Source organism: Paenibacillus sp. LX16 (assembly GCF_036252815.1).
In the GTDB taxonomy this organism is placed as follows: domain Bacteria; phylum Bacillota; class Bacilli; order Paenibacillales; family Paenibacillaceae; genus Paenibacillus; species Paenibacillus polymyxa_B.
In genome coordinates this window covers 266,300-286,468 of the sequence record NZ_CP141152.1, presented here as the reverse complement: position 1 = coordinate 286,468, position 20,169 = coordinate 266,300, and the positions used below count along the sequence as shown (strand labels likewise).

The following is a 20,169-nucleotide window of genomic DNA, read 5'->3' as shown; positions in this document are numbered from 1 at the left end:
ACTGATTTTGTGGAAACCCATAAAATCAGTTTTTTTTGCGTTGACAGGGCAAACGGTTGCACTATATACTGAACTCGCTCATATACTGGTTTCGTTAAAACAACGATCTCATTTTCCGAGAGGGGTACGCAATCATGGTTTACAACCGATTATTTGACGTAGATAGCTGGAAGCTGACAACACACACTCTACATAGCACACACATGCGATTACAGGAAAGCATAACGTCCATAGGCAACGGTTATATGGGCATGCGCGGCAATTTTGAAGAAGCTTATTCAGGTGATCATCATCAGGGAACTTATATCTCCGGTGTATGGTTCCCCGACAAAACAAAGGTCGGCTGGTGGAAAAACGGCTATCCTGAATATTTTGGCAAGGTCATCAATGCCATGAACTTCATCGGCATCCGTCTGATCGTAAACCAAGAGGAAGTAGACTTATTTACGGCACACATCAGCGATTTTGTGCAGGAGTTGGACATGAAACAGGGGATCCTGCGACGCACCTGCACCGTGAACGATCAGGTTCGTATCACTACGGAGCGTTTTCTGAGCATCACCACTCGTGAGCTATGCCTGATTGATTACCAAGCGACGAATATAAGCGAGCAGCCTCTAACCATAGAGCTTGTCCCTTATTTGGACGGCAATACGAAGAATGAAGACACGAACTATGATGAGGTTTTTTGGTTGGAGGAGGCCCGAGAGGTTCAAGAACAATTCATCAGCCTGTCCACAACAACTATAGATAATCCCTTCGGTATTCCGCGCTTTACCGTAAACGCTACCATGGGTATTGTGACCGAGGGACAGGATCTGCAGACGACGGAAGAGAACTTTTTGTATGCTGCACGCCACTATCAATACAGCGTCGATCCGGGCGACAGTATCCAGCTGCAAAAAATTGTGGCAGTTACCACCTCACGGGATATGGAAAAGGATGCACTGATTCCACAAGCTGAACGCATCGCTGTGGAGGCTGTAAACAAAGGCTACACCTCCCTCAAGCAGGAGCATGTCGCAGCTTGGGCCCGACGTTGGGACAAAGCAGATGTAGAAATCGAGGGAGATACAGAGGCCCAGCAGGGAATACGCTTTAACATTTTCCAGCTGTTCTCTACGTACTACGGCGAAGATGCCCGTCTGAACATTGGTCCCAAGGGCTTTACAGGTGAAAAATATGGCGGTGCCACCTATTGGGACACAGAAGCATATGCCGTGCCTATGTACCTGGCGCTTGCAGACCCGGATGTAACCCGAAATCTGCTGCTGTACCGTTACCAACAACTAGAGGGTGCCAAGCATAACGCAGCCCAGCAAGGGCTACGGGGTGCACTATACCCTATGGTCACTTTTACAGGCGTGGAGTGCCATAACGAATGGGAGATTACCTTTGAGGAAATCCACCGTAACGGGGCCATTGCGTATGCCATTTATAATTACACCAACTATACGGGGGACTCCTCCTACCTTCATCAGTACGGCATAGATGTACTGGTCGAAATTAGCCGCTTCTGGGCCGACCGGGTTCACTTTTCCAAAAGCCAGCAGCAGTATATGATTCACGGGGTTACCGGGCCGAACGAATACGAAAATAACGTCAATAACAACTGGTATACCAACACGCTGGCTGCATGGGTTTTGAAATATACATTATCGGTCTTGCCTCAAATTTCGACTGAGAAAGCGCAGCGCCTGGCAGTTACGGCTGATGAGCTTGCACATTGGCAGGATATCGTCACTCACATGTATTATCCCTATGATGAGGAGCGGGAAGTCTTCGTACAACACGATACCTTTATGGATAAGGATTTGCAGCCTGTATCCGCCCTTGATCCCAGCAACCTTCCACTAAACCAGAAATGGTCATGGGATAAAATCCTGCGTTCATGCTTCATTAAGCAGGCAGATGTGCTGCAAGGGCTGTATTTCTTTGGAGACCAGTTTACGCTGGAGGAAAAAGCGCGCAATTTTGCATTTTACGAGCCCATGACTGTTCATGAATCCAGTCTCTCTCCTTCTATACACGCCGTGCTGGCTGCCGAACTCAAAATGGAGGAAAAAGCAGTCGAGATGTATAAGCGGACGGCCCGTCTGGATCTGGATAACTATAATAACGATACCGAAGACGGCCTTCATATCACTTCCATGACGGGAAGCTGGCTGGCGATTGTACAGGGATTTGCCGGGATGAGAACCTATAATGAAACATTAAGCTTCTCCCCTTTCCTGCCTCAAGACTGGAACAAATATACGTTTAAAATCAACTATCGCGGTCGCTTGTTAAGTATTCTCGTACAGGAAAATGAAGTGAACATAACCCTGTTGGACGGAGAACCGCTGACGCTGGAGCTGTATGGACAGCCAACGCACATTACCAGTGGGCAGACGTTAATGACAAACAGCATTTCATAAATCGGGCAGACAGGGGGGAAAGCAAATGAAGGCAGTCATTTTCGACTTGGACGGAGTCATTACAGATACCGCCGAATATCATTTTCAGGCATGGGGCAGCTTGGCGGCAGCGCTCAGCATCCCTTTTGATCGGGAATTTAATGAACAGTTAAAAGGAATCAGCCGTACGGAATCGCTCGACAAAATACTTGCGCGCGGTAACCTGTCCAATACGTTTTCAGAAGAAGGCAAGCAAGAACTAGCCACACGGAAAAATACGGAGTATCAGCGGCTCATCTCAGCTGTAACTCCCTCGGACATTCTTCCAGGCATTAAAGCGCTTCTGACAGAACTTCGTGAAGCCCGAATCGGCATCGCTCTGGCCTCTGCAAGTAAAAATGCAGCGTTTATCCTGGAGCGACTGGAGCTGGCGTACTATTTTGACAGTGTGGTGGATGTTACCGCCATTCAGCATGGCAAGCCTGACCCGGAAATTTTCCTCGCTGGAGCTGCAAATCTGGGCGTTCAGCCTGCCGATTGTATCGGTATAGAGGACGCACAGGCTGGCATACAGGCGATCAAGGGCGCCGGGATGTTTGCGGTCGGTGTAGGAACACCTTCACAAATGCAAGGGGCAGATATCGTGGTAGCCACGACTGCCGAGCTTTCTCTGAGCATGTTGGAGGCCCATTTTTACGAGTTCAAAAAGTGACTCCACTCGGAGGAATTTATATGGCGTTATCTCTAGGAGAGAGTACCCTCGCCTCATAAGTATGACCAAAAACGGACACCACTGGTGTTCGTTTTTGTTTATTACATATACTCAAAAAAACTCCCTCTGTCTCTCGCGTCTTCAGATCCTCCATCGTTGAACACATTAGATTACCATTCCATGAATATTTATTACCATTTTACACATATTACATGCATATCTTTTGAAGGAGGACGAGTCATGGCAAGATCACTCGAGGCGAAATTGGACCATCTACAAAAGACCCTGGGTCATCTTCCTGATGTCGTCTTCAAGAAAATGAATGTGGGTCAAACCGGGATTCATGTAATTATGATCTATCTCTCTGGTATTGCGGATACGAGCATCATTAACGAACAAATCGTCAAGCCGCTCATTTTAACTGGAATTCGTGAAAGTCACTCCCAAGTTAATCCCGAGAAAATAAAGGAGGAGCTGATACAGCAGACAGCATTTACGATCGATATGGAAGAAGAGACAGACCTTGAGACGTGTGTACACGAAGTGTTATCGGGAAATACCTGTCTGCTGATCGAAGGAACCGATGAAGTCTTTTTTGCGTCTACGGGCCAGTTTCCGTCGCGAAGTGTCGATGAACCAAGCACCGAAACTTTGGTTAGAGGACCGAGAGAAGGTTTTATTGAAGATTTGGAAAGCAACCTGGCAATGGTAAGGCGGCATATCAAAGATCTAAGTTTCAAAATAGATAAAATGACCATAGGAAGAAGATCTTCACGGAAGTTAGCGATTTTGTATATATCAGATATCGCAAATCCGGAGCTAGTTCAGGAAGTTAAACGAAGAGTTGAAACGATTGATGTGGACGATGCTTCCGATACCGGGATTATTGAGCAATGGATTGAGGAACATCCAGGGTCTCCGTTCCCACAGATTCAAGCCTCTGAACGCTCTGATAAAGCTATAACGGCCTTAATGTCAGGGAGAGTTGTCATCATGCTAGATGGGACTCCTTTTGTCCTAATTGCTCCCATGACCTTCTGGATGTTGGCTCAATCTCCAGAAGATTATTATGAGCGGTTTCCTTTAGGAACATTTTTCCGCATGCTGCGTTTAACGGCTTTGTTCATTGCAACATTCCTGCCATCGTTGTACGTTGCACTCATTTCTTTCCATCCTGGGTTGATCCCGCCTGAGCTGGTCATATCTATTGTTGCGGCAAGGGAGGGGATCCCCTTTCCCGTTTTTGTGGAAGCTTTAATTATGGAGACATCATTGGAAATATTACGTGAGGCAAGTCTGCGTCTACCCAAAGGGATAGGGCAGGTCATTGGGATTGTAGGTGGTCTTGTTATTGGACAAGCAGCTGTTGAGGCGGCGGTCGTAAGTCCTATCCTGATCATTATCGTTGGTCTTACGGCCATTGCGTCCTTTGCGAGCCCACAGTACAGCGGCAGTATCGGAATCCGGCTCCTTCGCTTCCCCATTATGATGATCGCAGGGATTTACGGGCTATATGGAGTAATTTTAGCCTTTATTTGTTTAGGCGTACACATGGTCCAGATCAAAAGCTTTGGAGTTCCTTACATGTCACCGCTAGCCCCAGTTCGACTAAGAGATCAACAAGACACCTTGGTTCGGGTTCCTTTTAAATACCTCAGAAAACGTCCTATCATGCTTAAGACACAGGACGAAATACATTCTAAATGGAAAAGGAAGTAAGCCTATGAGCTCCTTTATCTTTCTGCTTCGTCGAACCCTAAGGATACAAAAGTGCTTTGCCGCATGGATCGCATGTGCTCTTCTCGCCGGTTGCTGGGATAGTAAAGAGATCGATACTTTGAGTATTATCCAGGGTGTCGCCATTGATACCGATCAGCAGGATATGCTGGAACTTACCTACCAGCACTTAATAGCGCAGAAATCCAGAAAAAATATGTACAGCAACGTAACTACTTCTAACAAGGATTCCATTCAGTCTGCTTCTAGGGAACAGGCCAAGCAGGTATCCCGTGCTCCTTTATACAGTTTTATTCGCTTGATTTTGATTAGTGACCAAGCCATACAAAAAAGAAGAATCGACCAATTATTAGATACGTTTACTCGCTCCTATAAACCAAGTCGAAAATCACTTGTGATGATCATAAAAGGCAATGCAAAAGAAGCGCTCAATAAGATCGGCAAACATAAGGAGATACCTTCTATCGACCTTGAAGCATTAGCTAAAAATAGCAATTTAAACTCAAAAATACCTTATAGAATAACATTAGGGGAAATTTCTACCCATATCTCACAAGGGGCTGACTTCCTCATTCAAGGCATAGAAACCGATGGAGGTAATCACTTCTCAGGAGCAGCACTGGTCAGCGGCAAAACGAAGAAATTTGCTTATTGGCTGGACGAAGAGGATGTTATTGGAATCAATTGGATGCTGGAAAAAACGAAGGGTTCCATTATTAAAGTTGAAGACCCAAAGACGAAACAACACATGGTCTTTGAAGTTGAGGATGTTCATAGTAAACTTATTCCCCACCTCAATGGACAGGATCTCTCATTCACGGTTCGTATCAAAACAGATATCAAGCTAAACGAAAGCACGGTTAATTCTGTAGACTTCCTGAAGGAATCATTCATCCAAACTGCTAAAGAAGCGGCGCAGGATGAAATCAAACAGACTGTATCCCAATCGCTAAAAACACTCCAGAAAGAAATGAGATCAGATGTAGTCGGTTTTGGCACAAAAGTAAAAGTAAATTATCCCGCTTACTGGGATCGGGTAAAGGAAAATTGGCAAGACACATTCAGTCAAATACCGATCGATGTTAAGGCTAAAGTACAGATTGAACGAACAGGTGCTTATACAAAAGAAGAGGGTGAGTAAATGTCTAACATACCTTCCATGAAAAAGGAAAAAATATCTACCCTGCAAGCCTTATTCACCGTCACCTCCACTGTATATGCTGTGGGTATTGTCAGCTTACCAAGAACCATCGCGGAAAAGACGAAAACGCCCGACGTGTGGCAGGGACTTTTGCTGGCAACTCTACTTGGGATCGTCGTTATTTTTATCCATGTTAAATTGTGTCATCGATTTCCAGGAAAAACGTTCTATGAGTTCAATCCTGTGATTGCAGGTAAACTCCTCGGCTTTCTGATCAATATCGCATTTATCGTATTCTGCATGATGATCTGCTCTCTGGTATGTAGAATGATGGCGGAATTCCTCAAAGGTCTTGCGCTGGAGAGAACGCCAATAAGCATGATTCTCTTGCCGTTTCTTCTGCTTATTGGTTATTTGACCTGGGGCGGTCTCCATGCAATGGTTCGATTGATCGAGCTTTTTTTCCCTTTAACCTTTATTGTTTTTTTATTGTTGATCGTTTTTAATATCAACCATTTTAATCTTGATAATTTGCGCCCGGTTTTCCATAAAGGATGGCGTCCGATCTTTGAATCACTTAAAGTTATCCCTTTCTCTACAATGGGTTTTGAATCCATCCTTATCTTAACTAATGTGATGGCCAATCCACAAAAAGCATGGAAGGCTGGGTGGATCGGCTACTCGATTGCAATGGGTTTGTATATTCTAATGGTAACGATGGTCGTTGGATGTATGTCAGTTGAGGAGGTTTCCCAACTGCAGTGGCCGGTCGTTTCTTTTGCACAGCAAATTGAATTCCCCGGCGCGTTCCTGGAACGATTTGAAATATTATTTATCATTTTGTGGACGATCAAAATTTTCATGACCGCCTCAAACTATTATTTCTATATTGTAACGGGGATCAGCCAGCTCACCCAAAAGTGGAACGGGTATATCTGTTATCTCCCGTTAATTATATTATTTTGCCTGAGCATGTATCCCCAAAATTTTGTTGAGATAGGCAACTTCGATAAAATAATAGGTTATTTTGGAATTGCTGTATGCGCAGTAGTACCCTTGGTGCTTCTTGTTATCTCTATGGTCTTCCATCGAACAGAGAATCCGGATGGGAAACAATAGAGAATGCCTCCCCATTCTTGCCAATGAATCAAACCCCTTATGCTATAGCGTAAGGGGATTTTCACTTTTTTACCCGATGGTTATTCTTCGGAATTTTCCAACTGCTCCCTCCACTCAATTTATATCCGTGAACTGATATAATGGAAGAGTTAAGCAGTCATCGGATTAACTATTCTCTCTTAGGAGACTAATGCATATGAAACCAACCTATCTTATGGATGATATACAGTGGCAACAGCTTATTCAAAACGTGGCTGACCATTTTAATGACGTGACGATCAAACGAGGTTTCCAATATTTTAAGCAAGGAAAGGTAAAAGAATTCGCAATGCCTGATGCCGACCATATCGCAGCTGTCGTGGATGGAAGCGAGCTATACGAGGTGGATCTTCACTTGAGCGCTTTTGCTGCCAGCAGGTGTACATGCCCTGTCCACAACAACTGCAAGCATATGATCGCCGTACTACTGAATTACGCGAATGAACAGGAACGTTCTGTACATGCTTTAGTGAACGCTCATTCGGCGGGATTCACTCGGTTGGCGGCAAAAGCCGACACGCGTACCACACCTCCTTCCCGGTCGAACCTTTCGCCGGATCACAAGGAAACCACAAGAAACGCTCTCAGTAAAACAGCAAGTAAAATACCGGACATGCCCATTTCAGAGTGGCATGATCTGTTCGATCAGTGTATCGCCCTTAACCATGTGAACACACAAAATTCCCAATATGTCCAAAGCGCTTTAGCCTCGATCTATGCTGTGAAGCCGCCGCTTTCACCCGGCATGCAACAGTTATACGGACTGCATGCTCATCTGCGTGTGTTGGAAAAGCTGGTACCTCAGTCCCCCATGCCGGGCTATCCCTCTCATACGTATATGGGGTATTACACGCAAATCGCCGCCGATGAGCTTAAAGAAGCGATCGAGCGTGATTTTGAAAGCCCGCTGGAGCTGACCGATGAACCGATGCAAGAAGCCCGTATGGCAGAATCCTTAGCCTATTTACGCCGAAAAATGCTGACAGAATCGCGTAACGGTACTTATTTTTCAGACACGTATTATCAGTTTTGGCTGCACTGGGTGTATCCCGAAAGGCAGGACTCCAGCATATATACGGAGGAATTACAGCATTTACAGGCGGCTGAGGAGGATCTCGGCACAACTTTAGCACGGCTTCCGTGGATGTTAGCTCGCAGCTGGATGCATATTTTCCAATCGCACGATAACGAAGCCTGGGCACTGCTTCAGGAGGCGGAACGAGCTTTTCCACTAAAAATCTCTTCCAACCAATTGCTTTTGTTCTTACAGGCGTTGCGTAAAGCTGAGAATTGGGCACGTCTCAAGGACGGACTGCGACATATCGGTCCCCTGCTTCACAGCCATCGGGATGACCATTTACAGGATTATATGCATAATTGGGATCTGGTTTTGCAGCACCTTCCAGAAGCGGAGCAGGACATGTGGGACACGCTGGTGGGTATGCTTCCATTTGCCGGAGGAATGTATGAAGAGGCACTGCTTGCTCACGAGAAATGGCGGTCATGGATCGACTATCAGCTAAGCATACGCAGTGAACCTTTGAGTTTTCGAGTGAGCGTGTTACAACCCATTGAAAAGAACGCGCCTGAGTTACTACTCCCCTTTTACCATCAAGCGGTAGAACGCTATGTGCTAGAAAAAAACAGATCCAGCTATAAAGCAGCAGTCAAGCTATTAAAGCGGCTGTTCAAGCTGTACAAGAAAATGAAGCAAGAATCACGCTGGGAGCTGTTCTTTACGACCTTCACCAGCCGTCATAGCCGCCTGCGGGCGCTACAGGAGGAATTGCGGAAAGGGAAATTGTTATCATGAGTCAATATACCGAAACGATTACCGTGCATATCCAATTAACTACCTATGGAGACGCGCTGATCTATGGCGATTCCTCCATGAACTATAGCATTTCCGGCCAAATTCTGAAGCAGCGTTTGTTTGCTTGGCATGAGGCTTCGTTTTATGGCACCGAGCTGGAGATTCAACATGTTCAAGACACGGATATTATCCTGCTGCCTTCGGAGCAGGTGATTCCTTTTCTGGCAGAGCGCGAGCTTCTAAAGCATATCGAATGGATCTGGGACGAGGCCCATGCCCCATGGCTTCAGCTGATCCCTTCGCTTGCTCACTGTATTGAAGCGAAAGCCTATGTGCCCAGCTTCACGGCGTTCCAGGCGGGGAAGCTGCAATGGGAATGGGATGCGGAAGCACTGGAAAACATCCAGCCGGCAGAGCTTGCTTTGCTAGGCAACTTGGAGAAGGACGAGCAGGATGGGCTGATAGCGGCGTTCTCGGCTGCCGTATTTCAACGCTGGTACGGCACCGAAGCGGAAGCCGCCGATTTGCGAAGAGAATATCCGATTCTCTTCGCCTCCAACCGCCCAGCCGCGGCGGGTCTAGACGCGCGGGCCTGGCTCATCGCCATCGGCTGGAAAGCTGATACCGCGCCCTTTCGGCCGCTTCTGCAACTGCTGGAGCCAGAGCTGGAGGACGACGAGCCGTCCTGGCAGCTCAAGCTTGTGTTGCAGGACAAGCAAGACCCGGCGTTGCTGGTGTCTGTACAGCTCGCCGATGATGGGTACGCATCCGGCTCATGGCCCGATGCCTGGACAGCACATGTCCGTGAGCGCTCAGCCGGGTGGCTAGAAGGCTTGACCTCGATTTTGCCTGCCGGGCAGCGTGCCGGAAGCCGCGATAACGTGCTGAATCGCCCGCTCTCCGACGAAGCGGCGTGGCAATTCCTGACGACCGACAGCCAGCGTCTGCTGGAAAGCGGTTGGCAAGTGCTGCTCCCGGCTTGGTGGGAGGCAGCTACCCGCAAGAAGCCGAAGCTGCGGGCCAAGGTACGCCCGGGCGAAGGGGCGGGAGAGCGCACGAAGGGCAGCTCGCTGTTCGGACTGGACTCGATTGTCCAGTTCGATTGGCGCGTTGCCATTGGCGATGCCGATCTGAGCGAGTCGGAATTCGCCGAGCTGGTCGCTCGCAACGAGCGCTTGGTGCGCTTCCGCGGGCAATGGATCGCGCTCGACCCCGCGCTGCTGGCACAGATCCGCCGGGCCATGGCCGGGATCGACAGTGCTCAGGGATTGTCCTTTCAGGACATCCTGCAGCTACACCTGCTCGGCAACGCCGACGAGCCTGAAGGCGACGCCTCGGGCGAGCAGCCGGAGGATGCGGCACGCTTCCGACTGGAAGTCGAGCTGAATGCCCATCTGCTGAAGCTGATCAGCCAGCTCGGACGGCAGTCGGAATGGCCTGCATTGGACGTGCCGGACGGGCTGCAAGCCGAGCTGCGAACGTATCAGCGGGACGGGTATGCATGGCTTGCCTTTTTACGGCGTTTTGGACTGGGTGCCTGTCTGGCCGATGACATGGGACTCGGTAAAACAGTGCAGTTTATTACTTATTTACTGCACCTACAGGATATTGCCGCCGAGACGGGCGTCCGCTCCAGTTCGCTGCTGATTTGCCCGACTTCGGTGCTGGGCAACTGGCAGAAGGAACTCAGCCGCTTCGCCCCTTCATTAAAGGTGATGCTGCACTATGGAAGCAAGCGGGAGCAGGGAGACTTGTTCCGCGAAGAAGTCGAGCAGGCCGATGTCATCCTGACCTCCTTCGCTACGGCAACCCTGGATCAAGAGCTACTACAAAGCATGACTTGGGATTCAGTCTGCCTGGATGAAGCGCAAAATATTAAAAATGCGCAAACCAAGCAATCCACAGCCGTGCGTAGCTTTCTTGCACGTCATCGGATTGCGTTGACCGGGACACCTATTGAAAATCGCTTATCCGAGCTATGGTCCATTTATGATTTTATCAATCCAGGTTATCTGGGCAGCTCACGCGCCTTTAGCAATCGCTTCATTAATGCTATTGAGAAGGAACATAACGAGCAGCGCACGTTAGATTTGCAAAAGCTGGTTCAGCCCTTCATGCTGCGGCGAAAGAAGAAGGACCCTGCTATACAGCTTGATTTGCCTGACAAGAATGAGATGAAAACCTACATTCATCTGACCTCTGAGCAGGGCGCGCTCTATGACCAGATTGTCAAAGAGTTGATGGAACGGATGCAGAAGCTGGAAGGGATTGAACGGAAAGGAGCCATTTTATCCGCCCTTACCCAGCTGAAGCAGCTTTGTGACCATCCTGCCCTCTTAACCAAGGAGGCGCTCCCAGATAGCGCGGCTTCCGGTTATAGTCAGTCCGATCTTGAAGCGGTCATTAGCCGTTCATCCAAGCTGGAGCGCATTCTGGCTATGGTCAAGGAACTGCGGGAGGAGGGCGAGCGCTGCCTTATTTTTACACAGTATATTGGTATGGGGCAAATGCTCCAGCGGGTACTCGCTCAGGAGCTGCAAGAGCCCGTGCTCTATCTGAACGGCAGCACATCCAAAACTGCGCGTGACCGAATGATTGATCAATTCCAATCTCACACGCTCCCCCCTGCCGAGCAGCCTTCCGTGTTTATTTTGTCGCTCAAAGCCGGGGGGGTGGGTCTGAATCTGACGGCCGCCAACCACGTCTTTCACTTTGATCGCTGGTGGAACCCAGCTGTTGAAAATCAGGCAACAGACCGCGCCTACCGGATGGGGCAAACGAAGGATGTACAGGTGCACAAATTTATCTCGCTGGGCACGCTTGAGGAACGCATTGATGAAATGCTGGAGAGCAAGCAGCAGCTTAGCGACCAAATCATAACCAGTACCGAGGGCTGGATTACTGAGCTGTCTACAGACGCGTTAAAAGACCTCTTTACGCTACGACGCGATTGGGCATAAGGAGGTCCCAAATCGAACTATAATGTACATGGAATGCCATTTTGAGTTCGATATATACCTATTTTTAAGAAGTCGTAGTTTATAACACAGTCCAAAACTCCTTTGTGTGCATTTACTATCTCATCACAACAAAGGAGTTGATTTGAAGTGGCCATTCGTCCTCCACAAACATTGAAATCTACGGGCAGGAAGGTTCCTGTTACGAGATATCGCAATGTGAGTCCAACACAAACCCTGCGCCGATTTACGGTCATCTGGGCTAACACAAACGGTGTTCCTTTTAACACAACCGGATTTTTTGCTATACTCCGGCGTCTAGATGGAAGCTTTGTGCAAGCTGCAGGCTTCGATGGTTTTGGTACTGCCCGATTCAGCAGAGTCCGTACACCTACGAACCAGGCTTTTATTCTGCGTACCTTTAGAGACGATGGAACGCTATTCCGGGTTAGAACCGTACCTGCTGGCGTGTCCTCGTTTGTCGTTATCGGTTAAGTTCGTACCGAACACAACCTTAACGTGGGTAATCAAAAAAGCAGCCAGAAACAGAGCATACTGTCCTGGCTGCTTTTTTATATGGCCTACCTATTCGGAATCTTCTTCCACTATTGCATTTTTCGTAACGGACGTATTGTACACCGTTTTGAGCCAGTTTTCACTCGACCAGTTCAGCTTGCCTGCACCCGCTCCATCCTTGGCCTGCAATTGAGCAACCAGGTTAGCAGGGTCTTCGGCTGTATAGCTGTATGGCAACGTTGTGAACCCATTCCAAGAGAAGCTCTTGGCCTTCGCAGGATAAGGGGCTAACGGGCTATTCGCCTCGTCACTGCCTCCTCTGAATACGGTACCGTTATCCGAAAGGATAACGTCTTCGGCCTTGATTTTACCTGTGTAATCCGCTTTGTTAGGATCTTTTTGATTATTACGCACTGGAGAAAACACATCAATTAAATAAGACTTTTCTAGCAATACCGCGCCGTTTTCAGTTGAAATTGCACCATTACCCACAACATCAAAATGGTATCCTTTTGCGGCAATTGCTTTAGCCATGTCAGAAGTAATTCTTTTTTTGGCTCTGGCCAATCCGGCATCGTCCATAACGATGTTATATGCATGAGCATTACCACCACGCAAACGCGGCATGCGATCCTGAATATCCAGGTAGTAATTATGATGCAGCGTCACTTCCAGATCTGCATTGTCGGAAGCCATTTCCGTAGCACCGATCAAATGCGCTTTCTTTTGTCCGGCAGCAATATCAATGATATCTTCTTTACTCATGCCTACTGCACTGCTTCTCAGATACGCGTACATAGGATAGGAAGACTTGTCTGCTTCCATCGCGTTGACTTGTTGGGTTACCCAGCTGTTGGAGCTGCGGTCATCTCCTTTGAACAAGGACCAGGAAATCGTAACTCCGTTACTGCCTTTTTTCACATCTACCAAGCCATCATAGGCTTTGTTAAATGTACAGTGGTCGATCCATACCTTGGAACTTGTACCTTCGATGGTAACATAATCCCAGTCATTCTTATCATAGTTCCCTTTGGTTGCTTCATCCCACTCCCAAAGCTCATCAAATTCGAGGTTACGGAAAATCAAATTAGAGCTTCTTTTGATGACAAAGCCAGCATGTTTGATCTTAGCGCCATTGGCAGAGAAAATCGTAACCCCATTCATATTTTCGATATAGACTTTGCTCACACCTGTCTTTTTCAGAACAGGATGCGTCTGTACAGGATTGTTGGCACTAAAAGGCATTACTTTGGCAGCACTAGGAATTTCATTCCAACCGAGATCAAGATCGTTCATAATCTCAATCACTTTGACTTTGCTGCCTTTCTTCAGTGCTTCATTGAGATCTACAGCGTTGTAAACTTTTTTGTAGTTGGCATCTGTATCCGCAATGTTGCCACCACCTGTATTACTATACGAAAAGCCAGTCAAATTATAGTTATTTTTAGAGGTTACATCAGGGTTCACTCCAGGAGTCGGTTGTTCTGTACCTGGTGTTGGGTTCACAGGCGGTGTTCCTGGATCTACCTCAGAAGAAGCACCGGATACAATCACATTATCGAATTGGGCAGCTGCTTTGGAGGTTACCAAACCGATGGCTCCAGCAGTGAGGCTGGTGTCTGTTGCGGACAGCTCCAATTGATCATTGACATACATTTTGATTTCCGAACCGGATAGTTCCAGCTTGACTCTGTACCATGTATTCGTGTCCAGTTTGTAATTCTTGTTGGTAGCCAGTGTCTTCATAGAGCCGTTTACCTTTTTACGAATTTCAAGAGCTCCGCCCTTCTTGTTGTACAACGTAGCCGCATAGAAGTTGTTGGAATCTGTGTATCTACCTGCAACGTAGACTCGATTGGAGCCATTAAAATCATTTACATATACATCTGTTTGCACGCTATAGTTCGTCCATGAGGCATTACCTTTGACGGAATGGCTTTCGCTTCGACTAGATTGTTGGTATGTAGAACCATTCCCATCCTTGACCACAGACCAGTTCCCCGAACCTGCGGTCCAGCCCTGAGCTTCTCCTTGCTCGAAATCATCACTTATCTGTAAATTCCCATCCGCATGTGCATGACCTAGCAACGGTAATGATAAAGACAGTACCAACGTACTGCTTAACATTACACTTGCACATTTTTTTAACAAACTCGACTTCATATAACAGTCTCCTTCTCGATTAGATTCATGAATACTAAAGCAAAGATTGCACCGTTTATCGGACATGACATGCCCAACGGTATATAACGTACTGATGAAGGGAATAATATCCCAACACCAATGAGGGCCCTAAGCGCTATACTCCAATAATTATAGACACTTAAATGAATATTAAAATATGCCTAATTACTTATCTTTTGTCTTAATTTCTCTATTAATTTTTCATCCTTTTTCGTGAACACACCAAATGCTATTACATAAAATCACAAAAAACGATATTCTTTTATTTTTGAATAAGACATACGGTTGTCATATTGGGAATGGTACATATAAAGGAGTGAGTATTATTCCTATCATGTAAAGGAGCGATGAGATGTCCAGTTACGACTACGCCTCCAAATCAGAGTTAAAAGAAGCCATTCATGCCTCCTACTTACGATTTGACGGTGAGTTCCAGGAGATCGACGAGAGCCAAAAGGATATTCGCATCCCCGAAGTAGATAAAACACCCGCAGAAATGATCGCCTACCAGCTCGGATGGCTTCATCTTGTCATGGCATGGGACAGGGACGAACGGGAAGGAAAAACCGTCATCATGCCCGCCCCCAATTATAAGTGGAATAGACTAGGTGAACTATATCAATCATTTTACAAGACCTACTCCCACCAATCTTTACGTGAATTACGCGATATGTTCAAGTTGACTGAGCAAAAGTGGCTGGATTGGATCGACACACTTAGCCATGAAGAGCTCTTCACTCAGGGCGTTCACAACTGGACAGGGACTAACCCGAACTGGCCCATGGCAAGATGGATTCACATCAACTCGGTGGCACCGTTTAAAACATTCAGAGCCAAGATACGGAAATGGAAGAAATACAAAGTTCAACAGTGATGAAAAAAAGTGTGCATTGTGCTACAATACTTGAGTTGTATCGGGATACATTTAGGGAAGGGTAAGTGAAACGCCATGCTTATTATTGGTATTGCCGGCGGTACAGGTTCCGGTAAATCGACGGTAGCACGCGCCGTCGTTGAGCGTCTGGGATCTAATAAAGTGACTTTCATATCTCAGGATAACTATTATAAAGACCATTCACATCTGAGTTATGATGAACGTGCTTTGGTCAATTATGATCATCCGTTTGCCTTTGACAACGAATTGCTTATTGAGCATCTCCAATGTCTGAAAAAAGGACAAGCGACACAAGCGCCCGTGTATGACTTTACGGTTCATGCCCGCTCCACGGACGAGACGGTAGAGCTTCTGCCGAATCATATCGTTATGTTGGAGGGTCTGCACGTACTGTCAGACGAAAAGCTCCGCAGTCTGCTTGACATCAAAGTATTTGTGGATACGGACCCTGATGTGCGTATTCTCCGTCGGGTTCTTCGCGATATTGAGGAACGCGGCCGCACCATCCATTCGATCCACGATCACTATTTGACTACGGTTAAGCCGATGCATGAGGCATTTATTGAGCCTTCCAAGAAATATGCTGACCTGATCCTTCCTGAGGGAGGACACAATGAGGTTGGTATTCAACTGCTGTCTATTTTGACTGAAAAATATTTGGCAGGAGATCGGACATGGGGTACTGTATAAGGTAATCCCGGTTGTTTAGGCTGTCGAGATTTTCTCGGCTGCCTTTTTTGTTGCTTTATATGCCATTTGGACTAAATTTTTTTGGAATCCCCGTGTGGTTTATGTTAGCATGTAAAGATTAAATGCTTTAGATTTAAGCTAAGTTGGAAGCGTTGTCAAATATGTGCCTCTGATGATATGACGTCCACGTGATGGAGGTCTTTTTTGAATCAGGATTTTTGCAAAATCCTCGAATAGGTATAATTACGGAGAGTGCTGCCATGAATGAGCTATGCAACATTTTGATTGTGGATGATGAGATATTGGTACGGCAAGGAATTAAACACCATTTATCGTGGGAACAGTATGGATTTCGAATTGTAGGTGAAGCTTCTAACGGGAAAGAAGCATTGGAGCTGATTGAAACCTTGCACCCTCATATTGTCATTACAGATATCGTAATGCCGATCATGGATGGCGAGGAGCTGACGCGCATAGTCAGACAGAACTATCCAGATATCGAAGTCATTGTACTTAGCAGTTACGGCGAGTTTAATTACGTGCGATCCACCTTTCAGCAAGGGGTTGCTGACTATATTTTAAAGCCCAAGCTGGACACGGATGAGCTGCTCCAAGTGCTCCAGAGAACCGCTCGCAAAATTCCATCCATTCAATATCAAGCAAATGCCGGGAATAGTCAAATTACGATAGATCATGTGATCGAAAAGCTGATCTCCGGGTATAGCATGGACTATGACGCCGAGCTGCTGAAGCAAGCATTTCCTTATGCCCGTTTTGCGCTCATAGGTATAGAACAGCTGGCACAGCAGGATAAAGGGCGCTCCATCTCTGCCTCGGACCTATTTTCCAAGCTTACAGATCGAGTATCCTCTGCCTGTGAGTACATCGTACTGCGACAACTGCCATCTGATGGCTATGCGGCTGTATTTTTAGCCAATCTTGATCCACGGGAAGTAGACGCCTGGATGGCTGCGGTTAGGGAAGTTGCTCAGGAGACAAAGCGAGTCGATCCACAGACAGGCTGGGCAGTTAGCCATTTATTTGATGAGTTCAATCAGATTAGTGACGTCTATCAGGATGAACTGCCAAAACTGCTGAGTTACCGCTTTTATTTCCCAGGAACAGCGCTGTTAATAGAAGACGAACTCCCTCAGCCTGTACAAGTGAACAGCTCGTTTAACTTAAAACAATTTACAGAAGAGATGAAGCGTGAGCATTTTGATACAGCTTTTCAGGATTTGAGATCCTATGTAGCCGCCATGTCCGGCAACTATACCTCTACCGCTTTTGAATTCAAATCGCTTCTCGGAAATATCGTGTTCAACATTACGATTTTGCTCGGGAATCAGGGGTATGATATGAAGGAGCTGGATGCGGCGAAATATTCCTATTTCAAAACAATTAATGATGCCCCTCATGTACATGAAGCCGTGCGCCTTCTGGAGACTTTTTTGGAGGAAGCGAACAGTCAGATCATGGCTAAAACACAGCAAGGAAGTAGCGCAAGCATGAAAAAACTGCTGGAGTATATTGAGGAGCATCATGCTGAAACGCTCAATTTGACGACACTTGGGCAATATTTTCACTTTAACCCTTCCTACTTGTCCAGTTATTTTACGGCACACCATACAGAAGGTTTTAGCGAGTATCTCAACAAAATTCGGGTTGAAAAAGCCGCAGAGTTACTACGGTCGGGGATGATGTCCATTTCGGATATTAGCAGCACGGTAGGCTATTCGGACCCCAGCTATTTTACCAAAGTGTTCAAAAAAGTGAAGGGTTACTCGCCCAGTCAGTACCGCCGGGAGCATCTCTATTAGAGAGTAAGCCACATCTGCCAGCAGAAAAGAGATTGCATATGAAAAGATATATCCATAAGATCAAATATCAAGGTCTGTTCTTCAAAATCTTTATTGTTATGGTGGTCAGCATCACTGCGGTGTCCTTGCTGACCTCTTTGGTGACGATTCGGATGTCTGAACGACTTTTTGCTGAGACATTCAGTATTACAAATGCCAAGGTACTCAGCCAGATTCAATCCAGCTTTGAATCCTTCAATGATTCTATCGTGAATGCTGTAACCCATGCTTCGGAAAATGGAACGGTCAAGAACTATCTGACTGGCGGTCAATCTGACTCGATTAACTCGGCGAGGATTTACTTCGGAATGGCACAGCAAATGAAGCAAATTAAATCGAACGTCGATGCCTATGATGTCGGTGTCGCTGTAACAGGTCTGAACGGCCGGAGCTTTTACTCCGACTCGTCCTATTGGCCTGTAACTGCGGAAGAGCTTAAGAGCAGTGCGATTACAGCCCGAAGTGTAGCACGACCGGCACAGCTTATGTATCAATTGGATACTGAATTGTTTCAGCAACAAATGAATAGTACCGCGCAAAAGCCAACACCCTATATCATCGCCTCCAAACCATTTATGGAGCGGACAAGCGGCACCCTGTACGGCATGATCTACATCGCTATCCGAGAGCCTGAATTTCGCCGTTTCTACAACAATTTCACGAGCAACGGCAATGATGTGCTTATTTTGGACAAGTCGGGATTAATTGTATCGAGCAACCGCCAGGACCTGATCGGACAACGCTCCAGTGAGCTGCTAGGCTATGCCACAAAAATCAATGAACAGGGATTGAACTACATTAATGCGGATGTGATGAATAAGGAGAGTATCCTCCTTTCCAACTATATCCCTTCATTTGATTTTTATCTGGTGAACATGATTGACAGACAAGCCGCCATTGGGCAAATTATAGACGTTAAATCCGTTGTATGGATCTGCATTGCCATCGTACTGATTGCTTTGGTGATCGTTTTTCTGATATCCCGTCGACTGATTCGTTCGCTGACTCGACTGGTGAAGCAAATGTCGACCATACGCGAGAAAAATTTTGATAATTATATCCCGGTAACGGGCAGCTATGAGGTTAGACAATTAAGTCATGCTTACAACTACATGCTGGATGAACTAAATGACTATATCCGTAAGCTTTTAGAGACGCAAAAGGGTCAACGGAACGCAGAGCTTGCTGCACTACAACGGCAGATCAATCCGCATTTTCTGTACAATACATTGGCTTCGATCAAAATGCTGGTGCTCAAAGGAAACAAGGAAACAGCCGCCGAGACGATCAATGCACTCATTTCTTTACTGCAAAATACAATCAGTAATGTGAGCGAAACAATCACCATTGAGCAGGAAATGGCTAACATGCAAAATTATGTGTTCATTAACCATGTTCGCTACGGGCAACGGGTACAAGTGAATTATTTTGTATCACCCGATTGTCTGGAGTACCATGTGCCCAAGCTCATCATTCAGCCTTTTATCGAAAACTCATTTTTCCATGCATTTAATGAAAAAAATGTAGGCCACATCTATATATTGGTGTCCAAAACGGAGAATACATTGATCTGTGAGGTGGTCGATGATGGAGACGGTATGGATTTGGATGGGCATACAGCGCAAGACGGACTGCCGAATCCCAAGAGCAAGCGCCAATTGTTCACAGGCATCGGTATCCAGAATGTACACAACCGTATTACCCTTTTATATGGAGGAGAATATGGAGTGACCATCTCCAGTAAAAAAGGCGAGGGCACCAAAGTAAGAATGACCCTCCCACTGATCGTAAAACCCGCCCCTCCTACCCCATAACAAATATAGGCTGAACTAAACAAAGAAGGTGGAACAAGAACGGAGTGGGCGGAATGGTGCTGTACAAGCGTAGCGGTCGCCTTTGTATCCGGATTTCAACCTTATATAATTTGAATTAAGAAATCTGGATACAACAGCGATGGGAAGCACCATCCGGCCGCGCAGTGGCGCTTCGTGAACAACTTTAATTCAACCTAAAAAAAGTACCTAAACCAAAATAAAATACAAATGTAAGCGGTACCTTTTTTGATAAATCATAATAATAAGACCAAACCGTATAAAGATATTCCTAACACC

General features: G+C 46.5%; 13 protein-coding genes. 12 read left to right on the top strand and 1 reads right to left on the bottom strand.

Annotation, left to right across the window (positions count from 1 at the left end; all coding sequences use genetic code 11):
- Positions 1 to 134 precede the first annotated feature (134 nt).
- The 8 genes from T3H97_RS01225 to T3H97_RS01185 all read left to right on the top strand — a co-directional run bounded on the left by T3H97_RS01225 (position 135) and on the right by T3H97_RS01185 (position 12,409).
- The gene (locus tag T3H97_RS01225; protein ID WP_328801457.1) at positions 135 to 2,417 is read left to right on the top strand and encodes a glycoside hydrolase family 65 protein; all 2,283 of its coding nucleotides are present in this window, start codon (positions 135 to 137) and stop codon (positions 2,415 to 2,417) included.
- A gap of 25 nt (positions 2,418 to 2,442) precedes the next feature.
- The gene (gene pgmB / locus T3H97_RS01220; RefSeq protein WP_328801456.1) at positions 2,443 to 3,108 is read left to right on the top strand and encodes a beta-phosphoglucomutase; all 666 of its coding nucleotides are present in this window, start codon (positions 2,443 to 2,445) and stop codon (positions 3,106 to 3,108) included.
- A 240-nt stretch (positions 3,109 to 3,348) separates the two neighbouring features.
- Positions 3,349 to 4,827 carry a spore germination protein gene (locus tag T3H97_RS01215; protein ID WP_025722092.1) on the top strand — a complete coding sequence of 493 codons (1,479 nt, stop codon included), beginning with the start codon at positions 3,349 to 3,351 and terminating at the stop codon, positions 4,825 to 4,827.
- Positions 4,828 to 4,831: 4 nt separating this feature from the next.
- Complete coding sequence (locus tag T3H97_RS01210; protein ID WP_328801455.1) at positions 4,832 to 5,986, top strand: Ger(x)C family spore germination protein; 1,155 nt, start codon at positions 4,832 to 4,834, stop codon at positions 5,984 to 5,986.
- Positions 5,987 to 6,004: 18 nt separating this feature from the next.
- Entirely contained in the window at positions 6,005 to 7,105 is a 1,101-nt protein-coding gene (locus tag T3H97_RS01205; protein ID WP_328801454.1) for a GerAB/ArcD/ProY family transporter, read from the top strand.
- A 196-nt stretch (positions 7,106 to 7,301) separates the two neighbouring features.
- Positions 7,302 to 8,957, top strand: a complete 1,656-nt coding sequence (locus T3H97_RS01200; RefSeq protein WP_328801453.1) for an SWIM zinc finger family protein — start codon at positions 7,302 to 7,304, stop codon at positions 8,955 to 8,957.
- Complete coding sequence (locus tag T3H97_RS01190) at positions 8,954 to 11,917, top strand: DEAD/DEAH box helicase (RefSeq protein WP_442955629.1); 2,964 nt, start codon at positions 8,954 to 8,956, stop codon at positions 11,915 to 11,917. The genes T3H97_RS01200 and T3H97_RS01190 overlap by 4 nt, the downstream gene beginning before the upstream one ends.
- A 147-nt stretch (positions 11,918 to 12,064) precedes the next feature.
- Positions 12,065 to 12,409, top strand: coding sequence for a hypothetical protein (locus T3H97_RS01185; protein ID WP_023986544.1), 345 nt, complete (start codon positions 12,065 to 12,067; stop codon positions 12,407 to 12,409).
- Positions 12,410 to 12,499: 90 nt separating this feature from the next.
- On the opposite strand, the gene T3H97_RS01180 is transcribed toward T3H97_RS01185, so the two are convergent.
- The gene (locus T3H97_RS01180) at positions 12,500 to 14,593 is read right to left on the bottom strand and encodes a pectate lyase family protein (RefSeq protein WP_328801452.1); all 2,094 of its coding nucleotides are present in this window, start codon (positions 14,591 to 14,593) and stop codon (positions 12,500 to 12,502) included.
- 373 nt (positions 14,594 to 14,966) lie between these two features.
- Between T3H97_RS01180 and T3H97_RS01175 the strand changes: the two genes are divergently transcribed.
- The 4 genes from T3H97_RS01175 to T3H97_RS01160 all read left to right on the top strand — a co-directional run bounded on the left by T3H97_RS01175 (position 14,967) and on the right by T3H97_RS01160 (position 19,872).
- Complete coding sequence (locus tag T3H97_RS01175) at positions 14,967 to 15,488, top strand: ClbS/DfsB family four-helix bundle protein (protein WP_190298416.1); 522 nt, start codon at positions 14,967 to 14,969, stop codon at positions 15,486 to 15,488.
- Between the two features lie 75 nt (positions 15,489 to 15,563).
- Positions 15,564 to 16,199, top strand: coding sequence for a uridine kinase (gene udk / locus T3H97_RS01170; RefSeq protein ID WP_013308305.1), 636 nt, complete (start codon positions 15,564 to 15,566; stop codon positions 16,197 to 16,199).
- A 260-nt stretch (positions 16,200 to 16,459) separates the two neighbouring features.
- Positions 16,460 to 18,019, top strand: coding sequence for a response regulator transcription factor (locus tag T3H97_RS01165; RefSeq protein WP_328801451.1), 1,560 nt, complete (start codon positions 16,460 to 16,462; stop codon positions 18,017 to 18,019).
- 38 nt (positions 18,020 to 18,057) lie between these two features.
- A complete protein-coding gene (locus T3H97_RS01160; protein ID WP_328801450.1) occupies positions 18,058 to 19,872 on the top strand; it encodes a cache domain-containing sensor histidine kinase in 1,815 nt (604 codons plus the stop codon).
- Positions 19,873 to 20,169: the final 297 nt, after the last annotated feature.

Coding starts and splice junctions, on each gene's coding strand:
- T3H97_RS01225 (WP_328801457.1), top strand. CDS start 135: ATGGTTTACAACCGATTATTTGACGTAGATAGCTGGAAGCTGACAACA.
- T3H97_RS01190 (WP_442955629.1), top strand. CDS start 8,954: ATGAGTCAATATACCGAAACGATTACCGTGCATATCCAATTAACTACC.
- T3H97_RS01205 (WP_328801454.1), top strand. CDS start 6,005: ATGAAAAAGGAAAAAATATCTACCCTGCAAGCCTTATTCACCGTCACC.
- T3H97_RS01215 (WP_025722092.1), top strand. CDS start 3,349: ATGGCAAGATCACTCGAGGCGAAATTGGACCATCTACAAAAGACCCTG.
- udk (WP_013308305.1), top strand. CDS start 15,564: ATGCTTATTATTGGTATTGCCGGCGGTACAGGTTCCGGTAAATCGACG.
- T3H97_RS01200 (WP_328801453.1), top strand. CDS start 7,302: ATGAAACCAACCTATCTTATGGATGATATACAGTGGCAACAGCTTATT.
- T3H97_RS01210 (WP_328801455.1), top strand. CDS start 4,832: ATGAGCTCCTTTATCTTTCTGCTTCGTCGAACCCTAAGGATACAAAAG.
- T3H97_RS01165 (WP_328801451.1), top strand. CDS start 16,460: ATGAATGAGCTATGCAACATTTTGATTGTGGATGATGAGATATTGGTA.
- T3H97_RS01180 (WP_328801452.1), bottom strand. CDS start 14,593: ATGAAGTCGAGTTTGTTAAAAAAATGTGCAAGTGTAATGTTAAGCAGT.
- T3H97_RS01175 (WP_190298416.1), top strand. CDS start 14,967: ATGTCCAGTTACGACTACGCCTCCAAATCAGAGTTAAAAGAAGCCATT.
- T3H97_RS01160 (WP_328801450.1), top strand. CDS start 18,058: ATGAAAAGATATATCCATAAGATCAAATATCAAGGTCTGTTCTTCAAA.
- pgmB (WP_328801456.1), top strand. CDS start 2,443: ATGAAGGCAGTCATTTTCGACTTGGACGGAGTCATTACAGATACCGCC.